The 22,103-nt window shown below is 72.9% G+C and carries 22 protein-coding genes; 6 read left to right on the top strand and 16 right to left on the bottom strand.

Annotated elements, in window-relative coordinates; all coding sequences use genetic code 11:
- Position 1: 1 nt before the first annotated feature.
- From ACERZO_RS03610 to ACERZO_RS03625, 4 genes are all read right to left on the bottom strand, one after another.
- Positions 2 to 775, bottom strand: coding sequence for a vWA domain-containing protein (locus ACERZO_RS03610; protein WP_372661581.1), 774 nt, complete (start codon positions 773 to 775; stop codon positions 2 to 4).
- Positions 772 to 1,776 (bottom strand): hypothetical protein, encoded by a 1,005-nt coding sequence (locus tag ACERZO_RS03615; protein ID WP_372661584.1) that lies wholly within the window; start codon positions 1,774 to 1,776, stop codon positions 772 to 774. The genes ACERZO_RS03610 and ACERZO_RS03615 overlap by 4 nt, the downstream gene beginning before the upstream one ends.
- Positions 1,777 to 2,084: 308 nt before the next feature.
- Positions 2,085 to 2,939 (bottom strand): alpha/beta hydrolase, encoded by an 855-nt coding sequence (locus tag ACERZO_RS03620; RefSeq protein ID WP_372661587.1) that lies wholly within the window; start codon positions 2,937 to 2,939, stop codon positions 2,085 to 2,087.
- On the bottom strand, positions 2,936 to 4,153 hold the full coding sequence (locus ACERZO_RS03625; RefSeq protein WP_372661589.1) for a metal-dependent hydrolase family protein: 1,218 nt from the start codon (positions 4,151 to 4,153) through the stop codon (positions 2,936 to 2,938). Before ACERZO_RS03625 ends, ACERZO_RS03620 begins: the two co-directional genes overlap by 4 nt.
- A 51-nt stretch (positions 4,154 to 4,204) precedes the next feature.
- On the opposite strand from ACERZO_RS03625, the gene ACERZO_RS03630 reads away from it, so the two are divergent.
- Complete coding sequence (locus tag ACERZO_RS03630) at positions 4,205 to 4,816, top strand: TetR/AcrR family transcriptional regulator (protein ID WP_372661593.1); 612 nt, start codon at positions 4,205 to 4,207, stop codon at positions 4,814 to 4,816.
- A gap of 4 nt (positions 4,817 to 4,820) precedes the next feature.
- A complete protein-coding gene (locus tag ACERZO_RS03635; protein ID WP_372661596.1) occupies positions 4,821 to 5,399 on the top strand; it encodes a hypothetical protein in 579 nt (192 codons plus the stop codon).
- A gap of 1 nt (position 5,400) precedes the next feature.
- Here the strand turns inward: ACERZO_RS03635 and ACERZO_RS03640 are convergent, their stop codons facing one another.
- Genes ACERZO_RS03640 through ACERZO_RS03670 form a run of 7 tightly spaced genes read right to left on the bottom strand, consistent with a single transcriptional unit; the run spans position 5,401 to position 11,753 of the window.
- Complete coding sequence (locus tag ACERZO_RS03640) at positions 5,401 to 6,885, bottom strand: FAD-dependent oxidoreductase (RefSeq protein ID WP_372661599.1); 1,485 nt, start codon at positions 6,883 to 6,885, stop codon at positions 5,401 to 5,403.
- Positions 6,882 to 7,589: a class I SAM-dependent methyltransferase gene (locus ACERZO_RS03645; RefSeq protein ID WP_372661602.1), complete on the bottom strand. Its 708-nt coding sequence runs from the start codon at positions 7,587 to 7,589 to the stop codon at positions 6,882 to 6,884. The genes ACERZO_RS03640 and ACERZO_RS03645 overlap by 4 nt, the downstream gene beginning before the upstream one ends.
- On the bottom strand, positions 7,586 to 7,903 hold the full coding sequence (locus ACERZO_RS03650) for a lycopene cyclase domain-containing protein (protein WP_372661605.1): 318 nt from the start codon (positions 7,901 to 7,903) through the stop codon (positions 7,586 to 7,588). Before ACERZO_RS03650 ends, ACERZO_RS03645 begins: the two co-directional genes overlap by 4 nt.
- On the bottom strand, positions 7,903 to 8,259 hold the full coding sequence (locus tag ACERZO_RS03655; RefSeq protein WP_372661608.1) for a lycopene cyclase domain-containing protein: 357 nt from the start codon (positions 8,257 to 8,259) through the stop codon (positions 7,903 to 7,905). The genes ACERZO_RS03650 and ACERZO_RS03655 overlap by 1 nt, the downstream gene beginning before the upstream one ends.
- 1 nt (position 8,260) lies before the next feature.
- Positions 8,261 to 9,205 carry a phytoene/squalene synthase family protein gene (locus ACERZO_RS03660; RefSeq protein WP_372661610.1) on the bottom strand — a complete coding sequence of 315 codons (945 nt, stop codon included), beginning with the start codon at positions 9,203 to 9,205 and terminating at the stop codon, positions 8,261 to 8,263.
- Positions 9,202 to 10,674, bottom strand: a complete 1,473-nt coding sequence (gene crtI / locus ACERZO_RS03665; protein WP_372661613.1) for a phytoene desaturase family protein — start codon at positions 10,672 to 10,674, stop codon at positions 9,202 to 9,204. The genes ACERZO_RS03660 and crtI overlap by 4 nt, the downstream gene beginning before the upstream one ends.
- Entirely contained in the window at positions 10,671 to 11,753 is a 1,083-nt protein-coding gene (locus ACERZO_RS03670; RefSeq protein WP_372661617.1) for a polyprenyl synthetase family protein, read from the bottom strand. Before ACERZO_RS03670 ends, crtI begins: the two co-directional genes overlap by 4 nt.
- Before the next feature lie 181 nt (positions 11,754 to 11,934).
- Here ACERZO_RS03670 and ACERZO_RS03675 point away from each other — a divergent pair, with 181 nt between their 5' ends.
- Complete coding sequence (locus ACERZO_RS03675; protein WP_372661620.1) at positions 11,935 to 12,945, top strand: DUF5914 domain-containing protein; 1,011 nt, start codon at positions 11,935 to 11,937, stop codon at positions 12,943 to 12,945.
- A gap of 212 nt (positions 12,946 to 13,157) precedes the next feature.
- On the opposite strand, the gene ACERZO_RS03680 is transcribed toward ACERZO_RS03675, so the two are convergent.
- Positions 13,158 to 13,685: a MarR family winged helix-turn-helix transcriptional regulator gene (locus ACERZO_RS03680; protein WP_372661623.1), complete on the bottom strand. Its 528-nt coding sequence runs from the start codon at positions 13,683 to 13,685 to the stop codon at positions 13,158 to 13,160.
- Between the two features lie 166 nt (positions 13,686 to 13,851).
- Between ACERZO_RS03680 and ACERZO_RS03685 the strand changes: the two genes are divergently transcribed.
- On the top strand, positions 13,852 to 15,864 hold the full coding sequence (locus tag ACERZO_RS03685; RefSeq protein ID WP_372661625.1) for a phosphocholine-specific phospholipase C: 2,013 nt from the start codon (positions 13,852 to 13,854) through the stop codon (positions 15,862 to 15,864).
- On the opposite strand, the gene ACERZO_RS03690 is transcribed toward ACERZO_RS03685, so the two are convergent.
- Positions 15,854 to 16,780, bottom strand: a complete 927-nt coding sequence (locus ACERZO_RS03690) for an AraC family transcriptional regulator (RefSeq protein WP_372661628.1) — start codon at positions 16,778 to 16,780, stop codon at positions 15,854 to 15,856. The two genes, ACERZO_RS03685 and ACERZO_RS03690, sit on opposite strands and share 11 nt — an antisense overlap.
- A gap of 81 nt (positions 16,781 to 16,861) precedes the next feature.
- Here ACERZO_RS03690 and ACERZO_RS03695 point away from each other — a divergent pair, with 81 nt between their 5' ends.
- Positions 16,862 to 17,644 (top strand): NAD(P)H-binding protein, encoded by a 783-nt coding sequence (locus ACERZO_RS03695; RefSeq protein WP_372661631.1) that lies wholly within the window; start codon positions 16,862 to 16,864, stop codon positions 17,642 to 17,644.
- Here ACERZO_RS03695 and ACERZO_RS03700 read toward each other — a convergent pair.
- The gene (locus tag ACERZO_RS03700) at positions 17,637 to 19,139 is read right to left on the bottom strand and encodes a DUF2235 domain-containing protein (RefSeq protein ID WP_372661634.1); all 1,503 of its coding nucleotides are present in this window, start codon (positions 19,137 to 19,139) and stop codon (positions 17,637 to 17,639) included. The genes ACERZO_RS03695 and ACERZO_RS03700 overlap by 8 nt on opposite strands.
- A gap of 112 nt (positions 19,140 to 19,251) precedes the next feature.
- On the bottom strand, positions 19,252 to 19,950 hold the full coding sequence (locus tag ACERZO_RS03705; RefSeq protein WP_372662935.1) for an ArsR/SmtB family transcription factor: 699 nt from the start codon (positions 19,948 to 19,950) through the stop codon (positions 19,252 to 19,254).
- 80 nt (positions 19,951 to 20,030) lie between these two features.
- Between ACERZO_RS03705 and ACERZO_RS03710 the strand changes: the two genes are divergently transcribed.
- On the top strand, positions 20,031 to 21,215 hold the full coding sequence (locus ACERZO_RS03710; protein WP_372661637.1) for an MFS transporter: 1,185 nt from the start codon (positions 20,031 to 20,033) through the stop codon (positions 21,213 to 21,215).
- Here the strand turns inward: ACERZO_RS03710 and ACERZO_RS03715 are convergent.
- A complete protein-coding gene (locus ACERZO_RS03715; protein ID WP_372661640.1) occupies positions 21,205 to 22,080 on the bottom strand; it encodes an aminoglycoside phosphotransferase family protein in 876 nt (291 codons plus the stop codon). The genes ACERZO_RS03710 and ACERZO_RS03715 overlap by 11 nt on opposite strands.
- Between the last annotated feature and the right edge of the window lie 23 nt (positions 22,081 to 22,103).

The following is a 22,103-nucleotide window of genomic DNA, read 5'->3' on the forward strand; positions in this document are numbered from 1 at the left end:
CTCAGCCGTTGCCCTGGAGGAACTGCGTCATCCGGGCGTCGAGGTCGAGGCGCTCCTCGACGCGCGCGTAGACCGCCTCGGCCGGCTCGGACCGCGCCGACGCGGCCGAGGCGGACTCGATGCTCGCGGAGACGAGCTTGAGCACCTCGGCGAAGTTCAGCCGGGCGAGGAACTTCCACGACGAGGGGGCGAGCCCGCTGAGCACCTCCCGCTCGGCGCCGTCGACGCCGAAGGCGAAGAACAGCAGGTGCTTCCCGTTCTCCTGCTGGCGGATCACCGGCGCGAAGTCGCGCCAGCGGTCGCTGCGGTAGCCGCGCTCGTCGGTCGGCACGCCGTCGGTGATCAGGTAGACCAGCGGCCGGTTGGCCAGCGAGATGCCCTCCGTGCGCAGCTGGCGGCGGCGCTCGGCGAGCAGGTCGAACGCGTACTGCAGCGCCTCCACCATCGGCGTCACCCCGCCGGCGGCCAGCTCGGCCGGCTTGAACTGCGAGACCGGCACGAACGGCTGCGGGGCCTGGCCGGCGACCGCCCCGCTCGGGTCGACGGCGACGACGTGGTCCTTGCCGAAGGTCACGAGCGCGATCTCGCCGCGGCTGCTCAGGTGGTCGTCCTTCATGAGCTCGTCGCGCCACGACCGAAGCGCGCGGTTGAGCTCACCGATGCGGTCGCCCTCGGCCATCGAGGACGACGTGTCGACCACGAGCGTGATCAGGATCCGGCTCTTGGCCGGCTGGACGGGCAGTGCGTCGCGCACCGACGCGGGAGGCTGGGTCACCGGTGATACCCCTGTTCGGGAACGGAACGGGAAGGAGCGGGAGAAACGGTCAAGGGCGCCGCCGGGTCGCCGGTGTACTCGACGCCGACGGGCTCGCCGGGCAGCACGCCGCCCGTCGTGCTCGCGCCCCACACGACGACGTCGCCGATGGCCACGTAGCCGCCGGGCGGGTCGACGTGCGTGCGCGCCGTCGCCCGCCCACCTGCTTCGCGGACGATCCGCGCCAGCTCGGGCAGGGCGGAGGAACCGGCGGGGGTGAGCACGACCTGTGCCGGGCTGGGCGGCTCCCACGGGGGAGGGGGTGGCGCTTCGACGGCGGCGGGCGGACTTGCCGGTGGCTGCTGGGGAATCACGGGTGGCGGGGCCGGGCGCGGGGCGACGCGGGTCTCGTACCCGTCGTGGTGTTGGGTCACGGGACCACCCAGCGGGGTGACGGGGACGGGCCGAGGGACACCGGCGGGCGTCATCGTGCGCGGACGCGTCCGGGGCGAGAGCAGGCTCGGCAGGGCGAGCACGACGGCGAGCGCTCCACCGGTCACCAAGGCCGCCCACCATGCGAAGGAGCCTTCGGCCAGGCCGGCTTCGTAAACCCGGCCGACGGGCCGGAGGACGGTGGCGGGGCCGGCCATAGCCGCCAGAGATTCCGCGGTCAGCGGCCCAGTGACGAACTCGGTCTTGTGGTCCAGGTGAACGAACGAGCAGTAGACGGGGAGCGTGGTCAGTTCGCCGGGGCGCGCTCCCCGGTCCTTCCGGCCGGTTTCCGTGCAAAGCTGTTCGACCGCTTCGCTTCCTTCGTCGACCACGAAGATCACGTATCCCGAGAATTGGGTCGAGCGCGTGGCTTCCCGGGCGAGTTCGTCTTCATCCTGCGGCACGCGGAGATCGATGACGAGTGTCGTCACCTGTTCCCCGGTCCGGAAAGCCTCGCCGGCCAGCCAGGACAGCAGCACGATCAGCAGCGCCGCGAGGGCCCGCCACCAGCGGCGCCACAGCGTGGACATGGCGATCAACTGCCTTCCCGGGTCTTCGCTCCCCCGTCGGTACCGGCGCTCGTCGGTGGGGGAGTCGTAGGACTAGGAGCAGTCTGTTGCGCTATTGAGCGCAGTAAGTGCGGGTTGTGCCCAAACCGTGACTTGCCCTTTCGGGCAGGGTGCCGGTTCGAAGATCGGAAATTGCGAGACGCATTCAGGATCGCGGTCGAAGAATCAGAAGAAATGCGCAGGTCGAACCCTTGAACGCGGTTCATCCAGAGCGCCGGACCCTTTTGTGGCTGCGAGCCGCGATGCCGACCACGTCGGCGCTCGGACGCTCACCGGGTACGGCAAGTCCTGAGGTAGCTGAGGAACGAGGCCTGCAGGCCGGTCACGTGCGTTTCGCGCAGGACCGCGCTGGTGACGGCTCCGCCGCGGGCGGCCAGGCGGTGCAGGACGGTGGCCGCGTTCTTCGCGAGGTTCTGGTAGACGGGCAGGTCTCCGAGAAGCTCCTGGTCGTTGACGGTCAGGTGGAGCTTCGCGGAAGGCAGGCTGTCGCCCCGTTTTTCGAGCATCGCGAAGATCTGGCTGTCTTCGCCGACGACACCGGGGCTGCCCGCTCCGACGCTCTCGAAGAGCGTGTTGCCGGTGAGCCAGGCGTAGAGGCTGAAAAGCCCGCCGTAGGAGTAGCCGAAGAGGCCGTGACCGGTCGCGGCCGTGCCGTAGCCGCGTTCGATCCGCGGGTGCAGTTCCTCGGTGAGGAAGCCCAGGAACGCGTCGGCGTGGGTTTCGTTCAATTCGGCGAGGTAGGCGTCGGCTTCCTCGCGGGTCATCGCGCCGGTCCGGATTCCGGTCTCCACGGCGTCGACGAACTCCTGGGCGATGGGCTCGCCGGGGGGTACGAGGTCTCTGTTGCGCAGCCGTGCCCAGTGCTGCGCGTCCTCGCCCGCGTACCCGACGCTGACCTGGATGTAGGGCTGGATCTGCTGCATGGGGTCCTTCTGGGTGACGATGAGCGGAGCCGTCATGCCCACGGCCCAGTTGCCGTCAAGCACGTACACGACCGGCGCTCGCGTCGTCGCGGGGTCGTAGCCCGGTGGCGTGGTGACCCAGACGCCGTAGTCGTGCCCTCCGTCGGAACGCAGCTCGAAGTAGCCGGTGTCGGCGAGGCAGCCCTGCCACATGGTGCTCATCGAAGGTCCTTCACGATTCGGCCGGCCTTGAGAACGAGGACGGCGTTGGCGGGATCGGCGAACAGCTCCGGGTCTTCGACCGGGTTGCCGTTCCACAGCACGAGGTCGGCCTGCGCGCCGGGAGCGATGACGCCGACCTGGCCGGACAGGCCGAGGATCTCGGCGTTGGTCTTGGTGGCCGCCACGAGAGCGTCCATCGGGGTTTCGAGCTTCGCCCGCAGCCTGAGCTCTTCGCCCCGGCGGTCCTGAGCGGGGCCGATGAGATCGGAACCCAGCCCGATCCGCACCCCGGCCTCCTTGGCGACGGCGAGCGCCTCGGTCATCCGCTCACGGACACCCAGCACCCGATCGCGGGTCGACGCGTCGAGGCCCGCTCCGGCGGTGTCGTGCAGCAGCTGCTCGACGACGGCGAACGTGGGCACGAGGGCGACGTCGTGCGCGGCCATCAGGGTGGCCGTGGCTTCGTCGAGGTCGGTGCCGTGCTCGACACAACGCGCCCCGGCCTCGACGGCGTTGCGGATGCCGTCGTTGTTGTGGGCGTGCACCGTCACGTAGGTGCCCCGCGCCGCGGCTTCCTGGACCGCGACGGCGATCTCCTCGACGGTGAACTGGGTGTCGGTCAGCCGGTCGTGCGCGCCGACCACGCCGCCGGTCACGCAGAGCTTCAGGAAGGAGGCTCCGCGGCGGAAGGCCTCCCGCACGTTGTGCCGCAGCTCGTCCGCGTTGCCGGACATCGTGGACAGCGCGCACAGGCCGGGGAGGTGGTGGCTGCTCCACAGCTCGGTGGGTTCCCACTCGGCTCCGTAGTAGCCGTGCCCGCCGATCTGGCACTGAACCGGTCCGCACGACAGCACGCGCGGCCCCCTGACCTTGCCCTTCGCGATCGTGGTGACGAGGCCGCCGTCGACCCCGCCGGTGTCCCGGACGGTGGTGAAGCCGGCGTCGAGCGTCGCGCCGGCCGCGGCGAAGATGTCCGCCGCGAGCTCGGCGGCGCTGATCCGGAACGAGAACTGCGGCTGGATCGGGCTCGCCAGTCCCAAGTGGACGTGGGCGTCGATCAGGCCGGGCGTCATCGTCAGGCCGCCGGCGTCGATGCGCTCACCGGAGCCACCGACCTCGGTGATGCGCCCGTCTTCGATGCTGACGTCGACGTCGACCGGGTCGCGCCCCGATCCGTCGACGACCGTCGCGCCGACCACTTGACACCGTTCCACGAGTCGTTCCCTCCACTGGCGCGTCTCTTTTCCAATGGATAAACTGTGGGAGTGATCCTGTCAAGCACGGAACGCACCGGCGACGCACGCGAGCGTCTCCTGGCCCGGCTTCTCGACGCCTTCGGCGAGGCCCTTCCCGCACCGGAGGTGTCACTTCGTGAGATCGCCGCCAGGGCCGAGACCAGTCACGCCCTCTTGCGGTACCACTTCGGGTCACTCCCGGGCGTCTTGGCGGCGATGCTCAAGGCGCAGCGCTCACGTGACAACGAGGTCCTCGTCGAAGCCGCTCACCACGGCACCTTCGACGACTTCGTCCGGGCGATCTGGCGGACCTACACCCGCCCGGAGCAGCTGTCGCGGGTCCGCGGTTTCTTCCACGTCGTGGGACTGGCCGCGTACCGCCCGGAAGACTTCCGCGAGTTCATCGACTCGCTCGCCGACCTGACCAAGATGCTGGCGTCACTCGCGGAACGCGAAGGGCATGGCGCGGAGGAAGCGCTGGCTTTGGCCACCGTCACCGTGGCCGCGATACGTGGTCTGCTCTTGCAGGAGGTTCTGACGCCGACAGGATATTCGGAGGACGCGGTCGCCTTGATCCTGAGGATGAGCGAGGCGCGCAAGCCCTCGAGACCCCGACCCGGTGGATCACCGCGGCTACGCTGACACGATGAGCAGCTTCCCCGCCTCGGCCAACCGGGTTCGTGACGCCGGCCTCGCGTCGCGTGATCGGTTGCTGGCCTTGCGGGAATGCGTTCTCCACTTCGCCCCCTACGGTTTCCGCGCCACCTGGCACCACCTGATCGTCAGCGCGGGCGTGCCGAGGAACCTCGACGACGATCCCTCGTCCCTGTCGCGCGCGGTGGACGAACTGGACGAGGCTCGCCTGGTCTGGCGAGCGCAGAGCGAGGACTACGCCGCTCGCCGGCGCCGGGAGAAGGCCGGCGGGCGCCGGGACGCCTCCCGAGCCGACACTTGGCGCAGCTGGGCCGGGCTGATCGCCTACTGTCCCGATGTCGAGAAGCATCCCACCGAACGGCTGGTCGTCGTCGTCCGGCGGGTGATCGCCGCTTACGAGTCCGGGGTCGATCCGCTCGTCACCTGCCGTGCCTGCGGGTCGGCGCCGGCCGCGGACGCTCCTTGTCCGGCCTGCGGGGTGGATCCCGCCGGTCCGACCGCGGACCGCCCCGGGATCCGCGTGCGCACCTCGTACCGGTGGCGCGCGGTCTGGCAGCGGACGGCACGCTGACTCACGCCAAGCGGTCCAGCAGCCGAAGCCGGCCGCGGTTGGGGACCGAGCGCAGCGGATGCCCGGCCACCCCCCACCCGGTCAGCAGCTCGTTCGCCGCCACCCAGCCCGTCGTCGCCGCTCTCTCCATCAATGCCACCGGCAGGTCCACCCGGATCGCGTCGCCCGCCAAGACCAGCGACGGCTCCGGCGTCACCACCCTCGGCCGTGAAGCGAACCCGCCGACCGGGAACAGCGGGCAATCCTGGCGCGTCACCGTGATCTCGCCCAGCACCCGCGCCGCCGCCGTTTCCGGGTACAGCTCGTGCAGGCGCGCGTCCAGGCCCGCGCCGTCCGAGGACGCGTACGCGTGCACCTCCACCACCGAGCCGCCCGTGCGCGCCGCCCAGCGGCGGGCCTCGCCCTCGTACCGGTTCAGGACGCTGATGTTGTCCAGCGGCGGCAAGCCACCCGTCCCCAGGAATGCCGGCCGGTCGTCGCGCACCGGCCGGTCGAGCCACAGGCGGCGGACCACGAACGGTGGTGCCGTGCGCAGTCCCGCGATCGCCGCCCGCCACGACGGCGTTCCCAGTCCGGGTGACGCCGCCACGATCCGGCGCAGCCCCGCGACGTCGCACGCGAGCACGACGGCGTCGAACCGGGCTCCGTCGACGACGAACCCGTCGTCGTCCCGCGAGATACCGCGTACCGCCGTGCCGAGGCGGATGTCCGTTCCACGACCGGAAAGGTAGTCGCCGAGCGGGTTCCACAGCGCCTGCGGGAACGGCTCGGCCGGCACGTCGAAGAGCAGCCCCTCCGACGAGCCCAGGAAGTACAGGTGGAACATCGTCGCGAGCTCTGCCGCGGACAGCTCGCCCGGGTCGGCGAAGAAGCTGCGCGAGAACACCTCGAACGCCAGGTGCCGCGCCGCGGCGGGGAAGTTGATGCGGCTGAGGAACGTCGCCGCGTCGAGGTGGTCGAGCTGCTCGTAGACGCGGGGAACGCTGACCGTCGCCAGCGGCAAGGCCTGCCGGCCGTCCAATCGCACCAGATCGCGCGCGCGGAACGTCGGGCTGCGCAGGGCGAACGCCAGGGCGTTGAACGGCGGCGTCAGCGGCAGGCCGGCGAACGTGTCGGTGCGGCCGTGCGGGTCGACCAGCGGGTAGTCGGGCACCGGCACCAGCCGCGCCAGCCCCGGGTCGGTGCGCGCGAGCAGCGCCCGCAGGTTGTAGTACTGGCGGAAGAACGCGTGGAACCCGCGGCTCATGGTGACTTCGGTGCCGTCCGGCAGCCGCTCGGGCCAGCCACCGGCGCGGCCGCCCAGGTGGCCTTCGCGCTCGAACACCGTCACCTCGACACCGCGCTCGGTGAGGCCGGTCGCCGCGGTGAGCCCGGCGATGCCACCCCCGATCACGGCCGCGCGCGGACGACGGCCGAGCCGTCCGGCGTCGGGGAGCCCGCCGGGTGCGGGGTGGGTCTCCGCCCGGCGGTCGCGGCCCGCGATCACGGCGCGGTGCCCAGTACCGTGTGGACGATCCCGCGGGACCAGCCCGGCATCGTACCGGTGCGGACGTCGGTGAAACCCGCACGAGACAAGCGCGAGCACAACTCCGTGACGCCGTCGAACGCCACGACGCTGCGGCGCAGGTGCCGGTAGAGCGTGGCGTCGCCGGTGGTGACCCGGCCGAGCGGGATGACGATCGCGCCGCACACCGCGTTCCACACCCAGCGCGCGCGGCGGGAGTCGCGCACCGAGTACTCGTGCAACGCCAGCTGGCCGCCCGGGCGCAGCAACCCGCGCAGCGCCCGCAGGGTGGCGTCGGGGTCGTCGACGTTGCGCAGCAGGTACGCGGCGAGGATCGCGTCGAACGGACCCGCCACCCCGGTCAGCTCCTCCACCGGGGTGTGCCGGAACTCCACTGTGGACGGCCACGGTTTCGCGCGGGCGCGCGCCAGCATCGCGCCCGACGCGTCGATCGCCGTGACGCGCGCGTCCGGGGCGATCGCCAGCAGCGCGGCCGTCGACGCGCCCGTGCCGCAGCCCGCGTCGAGGATCCGCCGCCCCTGGTGCCCCGGCCGGATCAGCCGCCGCGCCGAAAGCCGCAGATCGCGGTGGTAGCCCGGGTTCAGCCCGACGAGCCGGTCGTAGGCCGCCGCGCCCGCGTCGAACGCCGCCGGCACTTCGGCGCGGGGCAGGCCGTTGCCTTTCATGCACTGTCCTTTCGCGACTTCCCGCGCTCCCACAGGAGCAGGACCGCGGTGACCAGGGCGTAGCCGAAGAGGAAGTCCTCCACCGGGATGTCCCACGGGAACCGCCAGCCGGTGATGCCCGCGGGGGAGTAGCGGACGATCGGCGCCGACAGCTTCGTCAGCCAGCCGTCCACCGGGATCTGGAAGGCGATGACGATCACCATGGTGACCCAGTACGCGGCCCGCCGGAACAGCCCGGTGCGCAAGAGGAAGACCTCCGCCGCGACCACCGCGAGCACGGCGGCGACCGCGGGAACGGTGTAACCCCAGGGCATCAGCGCCGCACCCGCCGCCGGTCGAGCAGCGGCCGGACGAGCCGGCGCAGCAGGTTCCCGGTCAGTTCGACGGCCTCGTACGTCAGGACCCCGCAGACCGGCACGACGACGAAGAACAGCACCTCTTCCAGCGGGATCCCGAAGGGCGCGCTCAGCCCGGTGACGAACGCCGGGTCGAAGTCCCAGACGCCGGCCGCGATGGCCAGCGCGTCCCATACCAGGAACGCCACCGCCACCGGCAGCACCGCGCGCGCCAGCCGCCGCGGCCGGCGGTACACGCGGGCGCCGGCCAGCTCCAGCGGCAGCGTCACCACCACGCACGCGCCGAGGACGAGCAGGTACTCCCACCGGCCCACTTCACGTCACCGCCGGGTGGCGCCGCCGCGCCCACTGCGCCCGCACGAGCGCGTCGCCGGCCGCCGCCAGCCGCCGGTGCCGGGGCACGCGGGCCCGCCCGGCGAACACGTTGTAGTCCAAGGCTTCGATGCGGTCCAGGATCCCTCCGTAGAGGACATACGCGGTCCGCACGCACGGCCGGGACGCGGGGTGCAGCATGGCGATGCCCGGCCGGGCCTCGGCGTAGACGCGGCGGGTGGCCGCGACCTGCTCGGCCAGCGCCCGCCGCACCGCCGGGTCGAGCCGGCGCGTCCGGACGCACCAGCCGAGCCGGTCGCGGTCGACGCCGGCCGCGGCCAGCTCGTCGGCCGGCAGGTACACCCGCCCGCGCTCGAGGTCTTCGGCGACGTCGCGCAGGAAGTTGGTCAGCTGGAATGCCTTGCCCAGCGCCGCGGCCCGCGGGGCGGCCTCGGAACGGGGGACCACGGTGCCGAGGATCGGCAGCACCTGCAGCCCGATGACCTCGGCTGAGCCGTGCACGTACTCGTCGAGCGCGGCGCGGGTCGGGTAGCCGGTCACGGTCAGGTCCATCCGCATCGAGGCGAAGAACGCGCGGAAGTACGGCTCCGGGATCGAGTACCGGGTCGCGGTGTCGATGACGGCGGTCCGCAGCGGGTCCTCGCTCGTCCCGGCCGCGAGCTCCTTGAGGAACCCCTCCTCGACGTCGAGCAGCGCCGAAGCGATCGAGTCCGGGGTTGCACTCGGTTCGGGCTCGTCGACGAGGTCGTCGAGACGCCGGGCGAACCCGTAGAGCGCGTGGACGGCGGGCCGCTGCGCGGGCGCGAGCATGCGGGTGGCGAGGAAGTAGGTGCGGCCGTGCCGGGCGTTGAGCTCCCGGCAGTGCCGATACGCCTCGCGCAGCCCGGCCCCGGTGATGCCGGCGGCGTCCAGTTCACGGCGGGTCATCGGGCTCCCTCCCCGGTGATCCGGTCGGCGGCGAGCCGCCCGGAGAGCAGGACGGTCGGAACGCCGACCCCCGGCACGGTTCCGCCACCCGCCAGCACGACGTTTTCCGTGCCCGGCGGGAGGTTCCGCGGCCGGAACGGTCCCGTTTGGACGAATGAGTGCGCGTAGCTGAACGGCGTGCCCGCGACCATCCCGCGCCGCGCCCAGTCGGCCGGGCCGACGACGTGCCAGGACTCCGGTTCGAACCCGGGCAGCAGCCCGGCGCGGACGTGGTCGAGGATCTCCTTGGCGTACGGTTCGGCCTCGCTGTCCCAGTCCCGCGGTCCCCGCTCGAGGTTCGGCACCGGCGCGAGGATCGAGAACAGCTGCCGCCCGGGCGGCGCCAGCGCGGGGTCGGTCGCCGTCGGCCGGGTGATCAGCAGGGACGGGTCGCTCATCCGGCTGCCGTCGGTGATGAGCTCGCGGAAGGTCGACGCCCAGCCGCGGCCGAACGAGATCGTGTGGTGCCCGACCGGCCAGTCCCCGGGACCGCCGGTGTGCAGCACCAGCGCGGACGGCGCCGGCCGCAACGGGACCGGGCGGCGCGGCGCGCGGCCCAGCAGCCGGTAGGACTCGTGCGGTTCCGTCGTCAGGACGACGGCGTCGCACGGGATCCGGCCCTCGGCCGTGCGGACGGCCGCGACCCGCGAGCCCCGGCGTTCGAGCGCCGTGACCGGTTCGCCGAACCGGAACTCCACGCCGGCCGCTTCCGCGACGCGGGCCATGGCGCGGGGCACCGCGGCCATCCCGCCCTCGGGGAAGTACACGCCGCCGACCGTGTCCATGTAGGAGATGACCGCGTACAGCGCGAGCGCCCGCATCGGCGACTCACCGGCGTACAGCGCCTGGAAGGTGAAGACGCGCTTGAGGCGGTCGTCGCGCAGGAACGTGCCGATCTTGCGGTCCAGCCGCCGGAAGCCGCCGAGCGCGACCAGCCGGGCGAGGTCCGCCGACACCAGCCCGAGCGGCGAATCGATGTTGCTCGCGACGAACCGGTCGAACTCCGCCGCGTACAGCCGGGTCAGCCAGGTGCGCAGCCGGCGGTACCCGGCCGCCTCGTCCGGTCCGGCGAACTCGCGGACGGCGTCGGTCATCCGGTCGGCGTCGGAGTGCACCGGCAGGACGGACCCGTCGGCGAAGCGCGCGGTGTAGGCCGGGTCGAGCCGGGTCAGCCGCAGCTCCGAGGCCAGGTCCGCGCCGGCCGCGGCGAACGTGCCGGCGAGGATCGACGGCATGGTCAGCACCGTCGGCCCGGTGTCGAGGTGGTAGCCGCCGGTCTCGACGCGCCCGGCCCGGCCGCCCGGTCCGGGATCGCGTTCGACGACGGTGACCCGCCGGCCGCGGCCCGCCAGGTGCAGGGCGGCGGACAGCCCGGCGAGCCCGGCCCCGACGACCACGACGTGGCCGGTGCGCCCGGTGACCGTCCTCATCGGACGCGCTCGGTGCAGCGGTTCGCCAGGACGGTGAGCGCGGCGGCCGCCTGCCGCGGCAGGGGAACCGGATCGATCGCTTCGAGCGCGCGGCGGACGCGTTCGTCGACGAACTTCTCCAGCTGGTCGCGCGCGCCGGTCGCGGTGATCAGCTCCCGCCAGCGGACGACGGCGTCGTCGTCGACCTCTTCCCGGGCGAGCAGGTCACTCAGCTCGGCGCGCTGCCGGCGGTCGGCCAGGTCCCGGGCGAGCACGACCACGCTGGACGCCTTGCGCTCGCGCAGGTCGTCGCCGGCGGGCTTGCCGGTGACCGCCGGGTCGCCGAAGACCCCCAGCAGGTCGTCGCGGAACTGGAACGCCTCACCCAGCAGGCCGCCGTAGGTGCTCAGCGCCGTGACGACGTCTCCGGGGCAGCCGGCCAGGGCCGCGCCGAACTCCAGGGGGCGGCGGACGGTGTAGTTGCCGGACTTGCGGCGGATGACGTCGAGGACGTCGGCCCACGACGGCAGCGTGCGGGCGTCGTTCACCAGGTCGCCGAGCTGACCGACGGCCAGCTCGGACCGCAGCAGGTCGTAGACGGGCCGGCCGCGGGCGAGGGCACCGGCGTCGAGCCCGCTCTCGTGCAGCAGCTGCTCGGACCAGACGAGGAACAGATCGCCCATGAGCACCGCGGCCGACTCGCCGAACCGGGTCGCCGAACCGCTCAGGCCCTGCTCTTCGTGCCAGCGGGCGAAGCGGACGTGCATCGACGGGCGCCCGCGTCGCCGCGCCGAGCCGTCCATGACGTCGTCCTGGGCCAGCGCGAAGCAGTGCAGGAGTTCCAGGCTCGCGGCGGCGCGCAAGGCGGCGGCGTCTTCGGGGGCGCCGCAGCGCCAGCCGGTGTAGGCGAACATCGGGCGGAGGAACTTGCCGCCGGTGACGAACTCCGGCAGGGCGTCGGCGGCCGGGGTGCCGGCCGCGCGTCCGGTGAAGTGCTCGCGCACCCGTTCGGTGACGAAGGCGTGGACGTCGCTTCCGCAGCGCCGGCGCAGCGCGTCGAGCCACGCCACCGGTCCGGCGGCCGTGGAGGTCGCGGTCATCCGGGCTCCTCTCTCGCCGTCTTGCGATGCATAATCGATGCACCCAGTCGGCGAGCGGTGAGGGGCACGCCGGATCGCCTGGCTGTTACCCCGGTTCTACCGTGACAAACGCGAATGCGCTCGCTGGGCAGCCGAATTCGGTGACGTTGCGGGCCCGATGCGGATCGGCCACGATGGACCGATGAACGTCAGCCGCCGGATCGCCGCGCGGTGGCCGCGGCGATGGCCCGTCCAGCCGTTCGCCGAACCCCGCTGGGCGAAGCAGGAGCCGACCTACCGTGACTGTTCGCCCGCCGTGATCGAAGCGGCGGGCAAGCGCGCCTCGGCCCGGCCGTCGGGCAACTGGTACGTGGTCGCGGCGAGCCGGGAGGTGCGCGCGGACCGCCCGTTCGGCGTGACCGTCGGCGGGCGCGAGCTGGTCGCTTGGCGCGGACCGGACGGCGACGTCCGGATCGGCCCCGGCGCGTGCCCGCACCTGGGCGCCCCGCTGGCCGACGCACGGGTGGACGCCGGCGGGCTCGTCTGCCGGTGGCACGGCCTGCGGATCGACGGCTCCCGGTGCGGGACGTGGTCGCCGGTGCCGGCGCACGACGACGGCGTCCTCGTCTGGGCGCGCCTCGACAGCCTGGGCGGCGAGCAGCCGTCGGAGGCGCCGGTGGTGCCGGCCCGCCCGGCGAACCCGGCCCGCATCGACGCCGTCGCGACGCTGACCGGGACGTGCGAGCCCGAGGACGTGGTGGCCAACCGCCTCGACCCGTGGCACGGCGCGTGGTTCCACCCGTACTCGTTCAGCCGCCTGCGGGTGCTCGAAGCGCCGCAGGGGATCGACGTGCCCGACTCCGGCGACCGGTTCCTCGTCGAGGTGACGTTCCGGCTGGCGGGCCGCTGGGGCGTGCCGGTGCTGGCGGAGTTCACCTGCCCCGAGCCGCGCACAGTCGTCATGCGGATCGTCGAAGGCGAGGGGGTGGGCAGCGTGGTGGAGACGCACGCGACGCCGCTCGGCCCGGGCCCCGACGGCCGCCCGCGGACAGCGGTCATCGAGGCGACGATCGCCGCTTCGGAGCGGCCGGGGTTCGCCGTCGCGGCGAAGCTGGCACCGGCGATCCGCCCGCTGATGCGCCACACCGCGGCCCGGTTGTGGCGCGACGATCTCGCCTACGCCGAACGCCGCTACGCGTTGCGCGCCCGGTGAGTTTGGGTCCCGGCGAGCCGGGTAACCGGCCCGCAACGGTGTCCCGCCCGTGTTCGAGCTCAGCTCGTGGTCTCCGCAAACCCGGGCAGTCGGGCGGGCACCGTCCCCACCCCCCGGCAACCGGCTCGTCCCGACGTCTTGAATGACTCATTCAGGACCTCGGAGGACCTGAATGAGTCATTCAAGACGCGCGGTGGCCGGAGTCGGCGTGGTCATCGGTTCTCCAAGTGGCGGGCGAGCTGCTGCTGGTTCTCCACCAGCCGCAGGCAGAGGTGGCGCAGCCGGGTGGTTTCGTCGGCGGTGAACCCGCGGAAGAGCGCCGCCATGGCCAGCTGCGACGGCCGCCGGAACTCCTCGAGCCACGTCCGGCCGTCGTCGGTGATGCGGACCAGGACCGACCGGCGGTCGCGGGGATCGGGGACCCGCACCGCGTGCCCGGCCCGTTCCAGCGTGTCGACCAGGCCGGTGACGTTGCGCGAGCTGACCCCGGCCGACGCGGCGAGGTCCTTGATGTTCGCTTCGGCCGCGCTGAGCCGGATCAGGATGTCGAGGGCGCCGGGGCTCAGGCCGCGGCTGTCGGTGCCGTGCGAGCGCAGCTGGTCCAGGCTGCGCGCGGCCGCGCGGACGGCGGCCGCCGCTTCGAGCGCGCCGGTGTCCTCGCCGTGGGTGAAGCCGGCGAGCGCCGTTCGGACGTCGGGGGAGTAGAGGGAGTCGTCGGAGTCCTTCGGGAAGTCGTTCATTGTGAAGCACTACATTAGTACGTGCTTCCGTATTTGTGTCAAGAGCTCGTCCGGCCGAAGCCCGTTTACCGGAGTTTCGCCCGGAGTTAGCCTCGGGCCCGGCGCAGGTTCTCGTAGGCCCACGCACAATGGCCCGGCTCTCCACCCCGACACCCCCGGAGTCCTCATGACGGACGTCAACCGACGGCGTTTCCTGCAGCTGGCCGGCGGCACCGCCGCCCTTTCCGCGCTCTCGACGAGCATCGCCCGAGCGGCCGAGATCCCCGCCGCCCGGCGTACCGGGACGCTGCGGGACATCGAGCACATCGTGGTCCTCATGCAGGAGAACCGGTCGTTCGACCACTACTTCGGCACGCTGCGCGGCGTACGCGGCTTCGGCGACCCGCGGCCGGCGACCCTCTCGAACGGCAAGCCGGTCTGGGCGCAGTCCGACGGCAAGCGGGACATCTACCCGTTCCGCCCCGATGCGGACAACCTGGGCCTGCAGTTCATCCAGGACCTGCCGCACGGCTGGAACGACACGCACGCGGCGTGGAACGGCGGCAAGTACGACAAGTGGGTGCCCGCCAAGGGCTCGACCACCATGGCGTACCTGACGCGCGAGGACATCCCGTTCCACTACGCGCTGGCCGACGCGTTCACCATCTGCGACGCCTACCACTGCTCGTTCATGGGCTCGACCGACCCGAACCGCTACTACATGTGGACCGGGTACACGGGCAACGACGGCAAGGGCGGCGGCCCGGTCCTCGGCAACGACGAAAAGGGCTACTCCTGGACGACCTACCCCGAGCGGCTGGAGAAGGCCGGCGTCTCGTGGAAGATCTACCAGGACATCGGCGACGGCCTCGACGCCGCCGGCGGCTGGGGCTGGATCGACGACGCCTACCGCGGCAACTACGGCGACAACTCGCTGCTGTACTTCGACTCCTACCGCAACGCCAAGCCCGGCGACGCGCTCTACGAGAAGGCCCGCACCGGCACGAACGCGAAGGCCGGCGAAGGCTACTTCGACCGGCTGCGCGCCGACGTCAAGGCCGGGAAGCTGCCGCAGGTCTCGTGGATCACCGCGCCGGAGGCGTTCTGCGAGCACCCGAACTGGCCGGTCAACTACGGCGCCTGGTACATCGCGCAGGTGCTGGACGCGCTGACCGCGAACCCGGACGTGTGGAGCAAGACCGCGCTGCTCATCACCTACGACGAGAACGACGGCTTCTTCGACCACGTCGTCCCGCCGTACGCGGCGGCCGGGCAGTCCACTGTGGACACGACGGGCGAGATCTTCGCGGGCTCGGCGTCGAACCCGGCGGGGCCGTACGGGCTCGGCCAGCGCGTCCCGATGCTCGTGGTCTCGCCGTGGAGCAAGGGCGGCTACGTCTGCTCGGAGACGTTCGACCACACCTCGATCATCCGGTTCATCGAACGCCGTTTCGGTGTCCGGGAACCGAACATCACGCCGTGGCGCCGATCGGTCTGCGGCGACCTGACCTCGGCGTTCGACTTCGCGCGCACCGACGCGCGGGTGCCCGCGCTGCCGGACACCGCGGGCTACGAGCCGCCGGACCGCGTGCGGCACCCGGACTACGTGCCCGCCGTCCCGGCGCACAACGTGCTGCCGAAGCAGGAACGCGGGCTGCGGCCGGCGCGGGCGCTGCCGTACGACCTGTCGGCCGACGCCCGGCTGGCGGACGGCAAGCTGACGGTGACGTTCGCCAACCACGGCCACGCGGGAGCGGCGTTCTACGTGGTGACGCCGTCGGGCGAGCCGCGCACGTACACGGCGGGTGCGGGCAAGTCGCTGGCGGCCGCGTTGCCGGCTTCCGGGGCGTACGACTACACGGCGTACGGGCCCAACGGGTTCGTGCGGCAGTTCCGGGGCGGCACCGCCGGTCCCGAGGTGAGCCTCCGCCAGGAAGGCGGCGACCTCGCGCTGGTCCTGACCAACAGCGGCACGACGACGGTGCAGCTGACGGTGGCCGACGCCTACGGCCACTGCTCGACGACGCGCCGGCTCCGCCCGGGCGCGCGGGTCGTCGAGCACGTCGACACCCACCGCAGCGGCAACTGGTACGACGTGTCGGTGACGTCCGAGCGCGACCCGAAGTTCCTGCGCCGCCTGGCGGGGCACGTCGAGAACGGCCGGCCGAGCACCAGTGACCCGGCCACGCTCACGGACTGACCTCCACCCGGCCGCGGCGCCAGTCCGACGGGCTGGCGCCGCGGTGGCGTTTGAAGGCCACGCTGAACGCGAACGGATCTTCGTAGCCGACGGCTTTCGCGATCGCCCCGACGGTGTCTTCGGTGTCGCGCAAGAGATCCGCGGCGAGCGTCATCCGCCAGCCGGTGAGGTACGTCAGCGGCGGCTCGCCGACGAGGATCGCGAAGCGCGCGGCGAACGCGGCCCGCGACAACCCCACCCGCGCGGCCAGCGAGGCGACCGTCCACCGGTGTGCGGGTTCGGTGTGCAGCAGGCGAAGCGCCTCCCCGACGCTCTCGTCGTCGAGGGCCCGGTACCAGGCCGGCGGCGTGTCCGTCTCCGCGCACCACGCCCGCAGGGCCAGCACGAGGACCAGGTCCAGCAAGCGGCGGAGCACCGCGTCCTGGCCCGGTTCGTCGCGGGCGACCTCGCCGGCGAGGAGTTCGAGAGCCGCTCGCGTCCGGGGTCCGGCGCGCACGACCGCCAGCGGTGGGAGCGCGTCGAGGAGCCGCTCGGCGGCGGCGCCGTGGAGTTGGTAGGCACCGCGCAGCATCGTCGTCGCGCCGGGTGCGCCGTCGCCGTACGTGCGGGGCGCACGCGGGCGCGCGTCCGCGGTGATCGGGTACTTCTTCGCGCCCCGGATCACGACCTGGGGCGCGGTCGCCGGGTCGTCCGCGATCGTGTGGCCGGCCGCGGTCACCAGGGCGATGTCGCCGGCGGCGAGGCGGACCGGCGCGGCGCCGCGGAGGCTGACGAACGCGTGCCCGCCCAGCGTCGCGACCAGCGTGAGCGGCGGGGCGCCGGCGAAGGTCATCGACCACGGCGGCCGCTGGATCAGCTGCCGGACGAGCGCGTCCGCGGCGTGTGCCCGGTGCAGCAGGTCGCTCAGCACGTCCATGCCCCAGACCGTAGACGATCGCAAAGGGATCACCGACTTCCGCCCATGGATCGTCTCGGGCTTTCACGGTTGCCTGAGGGCATGACCACCTTGATCCTCGGCGGCACCGGCAAGACCGGCCGCCGCGTCGCCCGGCGAATCGACAACGCGCGCGTCGCCTCCCGTGCCCACGGGTTCGACCTCGACGACCCGGCCGGCTGGACGTTGGCCGGCGTCACGGCCGGCTACCTCGTCGAACCGGATCTGCAGGCGGCTTCACGGCTGCCGCGGTTCATCGACCACGCGGTCGCGGCGGGCGTTTCCCGGCTGGTGCTGCTGTCCGCCCCACGCGCGGGGGAGGAGGGCCATCCGCTGCACGCCGCCGAGCAAGCCGTGCGGAGTTCCGGTGCGGAGTGGACGATCCTGCGTCCGCAGTGGTTCGCGCAGAACTTCAGCGAAGGCCCGTGGGTGCCGGGAATCCGCGATGGGGTCCTGGCCTTGCCGGCCGGAGGCGGGGGAGCGCCCTTCATCGACGCGGAGGACATCGCCGACGTCGCCGCGGCGGCGCTGACCGACGACCGGCACGCGGGCCGGGTCTACGACCTGACCGGCCCGCGGACGGTCGGGTTCGGCGAGGCGGTCGGGCTCATCGCCCGGGCCGCCGGACGGGAGATCGAGTACGTCGACGTCGAACCCGAGGCGTTCGTCGAGCGGCAAATCGCTCACGGCGTCCCCGAAAACGTGGCGCGGCTGCTCACCGGCCTGCTCACGGATCTGCGCGAAGGCCGGGGCGCCGACGTCGGGGACGGCGTCGAGCGCGCCCTCGGCCGGCCGCCCCGGACGTTCGAGGAGTTCGTCCGCGCGACTTCGTGGTCGCTCAGCTGAGCCGCGAGACGGTCAGCCTCAGCGAACCCCGGTTGCTGGAATAACCCAGCCAGCTGTCGTTGGCGTAGGCGTGGAAATAGCCCGGCTTCTTGTTCGTCCACCGGTCGACCCGGCCGCCGATCGGGACGGCGTCGTACGGCTGCTGGACGTCGTGGGCGTCGAGGTCCGGGGCCGCCACCGCGCCGATCAGGGCCATCCACTTCGCGTCTTCGCAGCGGCGGCCGCCGAACGAGCGGGCGTCGGCGTCGTTGAGGCGCGCCAGCTGCGTCTGCAGCCAGGCGGACGTCGTGGCGAGGGCGTGCAGCACGTCCTGGAAGTCCAGCCGGGCGTCGGCTTCGGTGCCGTCGGGGTGGTGGGCGACCTTCCCGTTCAGCCAGGTGCCCTCGGCGCTGAACGCGTAGTCGCCGGGCTCGAGGTAGAGGCCGGTCCAGTTCCACGGCTTCCCGGCGTAGACGTCGACGGTCGCGGAGTCGCCCACGGCGAGCCGTCGCCCGGGGCGGTACGGGCCGGTCGTGATCGGCGGTGTCGCCTGCCGGTCCACAGTGGACTGCGAGACACCGGAGCCGGCCTCGATGAACGGGAAGGCCCGCGGTGCCGGACACAGGACCGTGTAGACGCTGTGGAGCGAGTTGTGCAGCACGTCCTGGGCGTCCGGCGCGATCTGCTTGTACATCGAGTCGTCGAAGACGAGGTCCGGGACGGCGGCGCGGCACTCGTCGATCATCCACTGCAGTGCGGCATCGGAGAGGCCGGTGCGGTCGTGGCCGCCGCCGACGTCGCAGTGGTCGCCGGGGAACCAGACCTGTTCGACGTCGCGACCTTTGTCCACATTGGACCACAAGGTCGGCATGAAGGGGCCGCGCATCTCGTCGATGGCGAGCGCCTGGCGGGCGTGGCGGACGTGGCCGCCGAGCTTCGTGTTGTGGAACCGGGGGAGGTGCCCGACGTGGTCCTCGACGAGCTTCAGCGGGCCGAGCCAGTCCGGGATGCCGAGCGACCCGACGGTGTCCCAGACCCCGAGGAACTCGATCGGGACCGGCTCGGCCGCTACGGCCCCCGCCCGGTAGACGTCGGTGAAGAGCCGGTCGACCTCGGCCCAGAACTCGGTGGAACCGGCCGTCTTGAGCGCCGCGGGCAGGCCGCAGCAGCTGAGCATGCCGGACAGGCTGCGGACGGTGAACGCCCCGCGGCTGAACCCGAACAGGTGAATGGCGTCGCCGGGCTCGTAGGTGCGGGCGAGCCAGCCGTAGGCGCTCTTGATGTTTTCGGACAGTCCTTTGCCGACCAGCCCGCCTTCGAGGTGGTCGAGCAGGCCGGGCCCGGCCCCGACGCCGGGGTGGTAGTACCGCAGCTGGTTGTCGCGCTCGGCCACGGTGTGGTGGATCCGGGCGACGTTCGTCGGGGCCGGCCGGCCCTGTTGCTGCTGGTCCGGCGTGTTCCACGTGCCGTCGCAGCAGACGACCAGGTGCCGTCGTCCGCCGTTCGCCTCGCTCATCCGATCCACCTTCGCTCCACTCGGGATGCTTGGGAGTCGTTTCGATCCCGGCCGCGGTTACAGTCCCGAGGTCTGCAGGAGGCGGGAAGGGGCCCGCCGGATACGGCCGGGCTCAGAAGCCGGGCAGCAGGGCGCCGAGTTCCCGGCGGCCGAGCGGGGTGACGGTGAGCTCACGGTCCGCGGCCCCGCGCCGGACGAACTCCCGGTCGAGCAGCGCGTCCAGCACCCGCCCGCCGAGGACGCCGCCGAGGTGCGGGACGCGGTTGGTCCGGTCGAGGCACGCCGTCGCCCAGCGGCGGCGGCCCGGGTCCACCGTGGCCGGGTCGACGCCGAGGTCGTGGAACGCCGAGACGTCGCCGCCCAGGGTGAGGTCGGCCGCCGAGCCGTCCGGGGCCCGCAGCGCGCCGCGGTCGACCAGCATGGCGAACACCGCCACGCCGAGCCGGCCGGCGGCGTGGTCGTAGCACGTGTGCGCGAGGTCCACAGTGGATTCCGCCGGGCGCGGGGGCGCCACCGAGTCGTTGCCGCCGTAGCGGGCGAGCGCGGTGAGCACCGGCAGGAGGTCGTCGCGGCCGGCGCGGTACAGCGCGTGGCGCCCCGTGTGCTCGACCGTCACCAGCCCGGCCGCCCGCAGCCGCGCCAGGTGGTTGCCCAGCCGCGGCGCGGTGACGCCCAGCGCGTCGGCGAGCTGCACCATCGTGTGCGGGCCCTCGGCCGCCAGCAGCTGCAGCGCCGTCAGCCGCACGGGGTCCGACAGCTCCCGCGTCAACCCGACGATGGCGGCCTGGACCGCGTTGTCCGGTTCCACCATTCCGCTCACGCCGGCATCCTAACACCCTTCACGAGAGCCTGAATGATGCTAACATTCAGGCTCTCGTGAAGGGTGATTGCATGAGAAGTCTGCTGTGGGGCCGTGGCGTCTCCGCGCTCGGCGACGGCCTGTGGTTCACCATCTGGGCGCTCTACTTCACCCGGATCCTCGGCCTGCCCGTGGTGATGGTCGGCGTGGGCATGGCCGTGGCGAGCGCCGTCGGCATGGCCGCAGCGGTGCCGCTGGGCGCGTTCGCCGACCGCGCCGACCCCCGGGCGGTGCTGGTGGCGGTGACGCTGGTGCGCGCCGCCGCGATGGCCGGCTACCTGGCGGTGGACGGCCCGGTGTCGTTCCTGGCCGTGACGGTGCCGTTCACCGCGCTCGCCACCGGCGGGACCGCGATCCGGACGGCGCTGGTCACCGGCCTGGTCGCCGACCCGGCGCGCCGGCTGCGCGTGCTGGCGCAGCAACGCGTCGCCCAGCACGTCGGGTACGCCGCCGGCGCCGGCCTCGGGGCGCTCGTCCTGACGGCCGACGCGCCGTGGGCGTACACCCTGGCGATCATCGGCAACGTGCTGAGCTTCCTCGTCCTGGCCGGCTCGACGCTGCTGGTGCCCGCGCCGGCCGCGGCGCCGGACCGGCGCCCGGGCGCCCGGGCGGTCCTGCGCGACCGGCCGTACCTGTGCGTCGCCGGCGTGACGGCGGTGCTTTCCCTGTGCTGGGCGATGTTGTCGGCGGGGCTGCCGCTGTGGCTGTCCGGCTCGACGCGGCTGCCGCTGGGGCTCGGCGGCGTCGTGGTCGTGCTCAGCTCGGTGGGCATCGCGGTGTTCCAGGTGCCGTTCGCCCGCTTCGGTCGCACGGCGCCCCAGGCGGCCCGGACGGCGGTGGTGTCCGGCGTGGTCCTGGCGGCGAGCTGCCTGCTCCTGGCGACCACCGCCGGCGGCGCGGGAGCGGGCGCGGTGACGGTGGTCGTGCTGGCCGCGCTGCTGCACGTCGTCGGCGAGCTGAGTTACGTGGCCGCGAACTGGGGACTCTCGGTGCGGCTCATGCGCGAGGAAGCGAAAGGGGCGTACCAAGGGGCGAGCGAGGCGGCCACGGCGACGGTCCAGATGGTCGGGCCCGGGGTGTTCACCCTCGCGGTCGGCGGCCTCGGCGCGCTGGGGTGGGTGCTGGTCGCCGCGGTGTTCCTGGTGGCCGTCGCGCCGATCCCGCGGCTGACCCGCTGGGCGCTGCGGACCCGGGAACCCGCGCTCGTCAGCCGGTGAGGGCCGCGGTGATCTGCCGCGTGGTCTGCGCCGCGACCCGGGGATCGGTGGCGGCGTAGAAGATGTAGGCGGTCAGGCCCGTGGCGAGGGCCCAGCCGCGGCCACGAGCCCAGGTCGCGTCGTCGCACCCGAGCGCCGCGCGGAAGGTGGCGCGGGTTTCCGGCGTCATCAGGGTGAAGGCGATCATCAGGTCGCAGGCGGGGTCGCCGACGCCGAGGTTCCCGAAGTCGATGACGGCGCTGAGCCCGCCGTCCCGGGTGAGCAGGTTCCCCGTGTGGAAGTCGCCGTGGAACCACACCGGCGGCCGGGCCCAGCCGGGTGCCGCCAGGGCGGCTTCCCAGCAAGCGGTCATGGCGCCGGCCTCGAAGACCGCGCTCGTCTCGGCGATGGCGGCGCGGGTGGCCCGGTCGCGGGCGGCGAGCTTTTCACCTGCCAGCTCTGCGCCGTCCGGCTGCGCGCCATCGGGCGTGGCGTCCTGCAGGGCGAGGAGGAACTCGGCCAGCTTCGCGGCGGTCTCGTGCGAATCCGCCAGGGTGTCGACGGTGGCGACGGTCCCGTCCAGCCAGCGCGTCACCGCCCACGGCCACGGGTAGCCGAACGCGGGTTCGCCCACCGCGACCGGCGCGGGGACGGTGAGCGGCAGGTGCGGGGCGAGCCGCGGCAGCCACTCCGCTTCCTTCGCCGCCTGCCCGATGGCTCCGGGGTGCCGGGGCAGCCGGACGGCCAGCTCATCCCCGAGCCGGTGGATGACGTGGTCCGAACCGGCCGGGGTCAGCCGGCGCAGGGGGAGTCCCGCCCACTCGGGGAAGCGGGCGTCGACCAGCCGCCGGACGAGGGCGGTGTCGATGATCGGCTGCTCGGACACGCCGGGGACGATAGTTGCCGGGC

The organism is Amycolatopsis kentuckyensis, assembly GCF_041679295.1.
Taxonomy (GTDB): Bacteria; Actinomycetota; Actinomycetes; order Mycobacteriales; family Pseudonocardiaceae; genus Amycolatopsis; species Amycolatopsis kentuckyensis_A.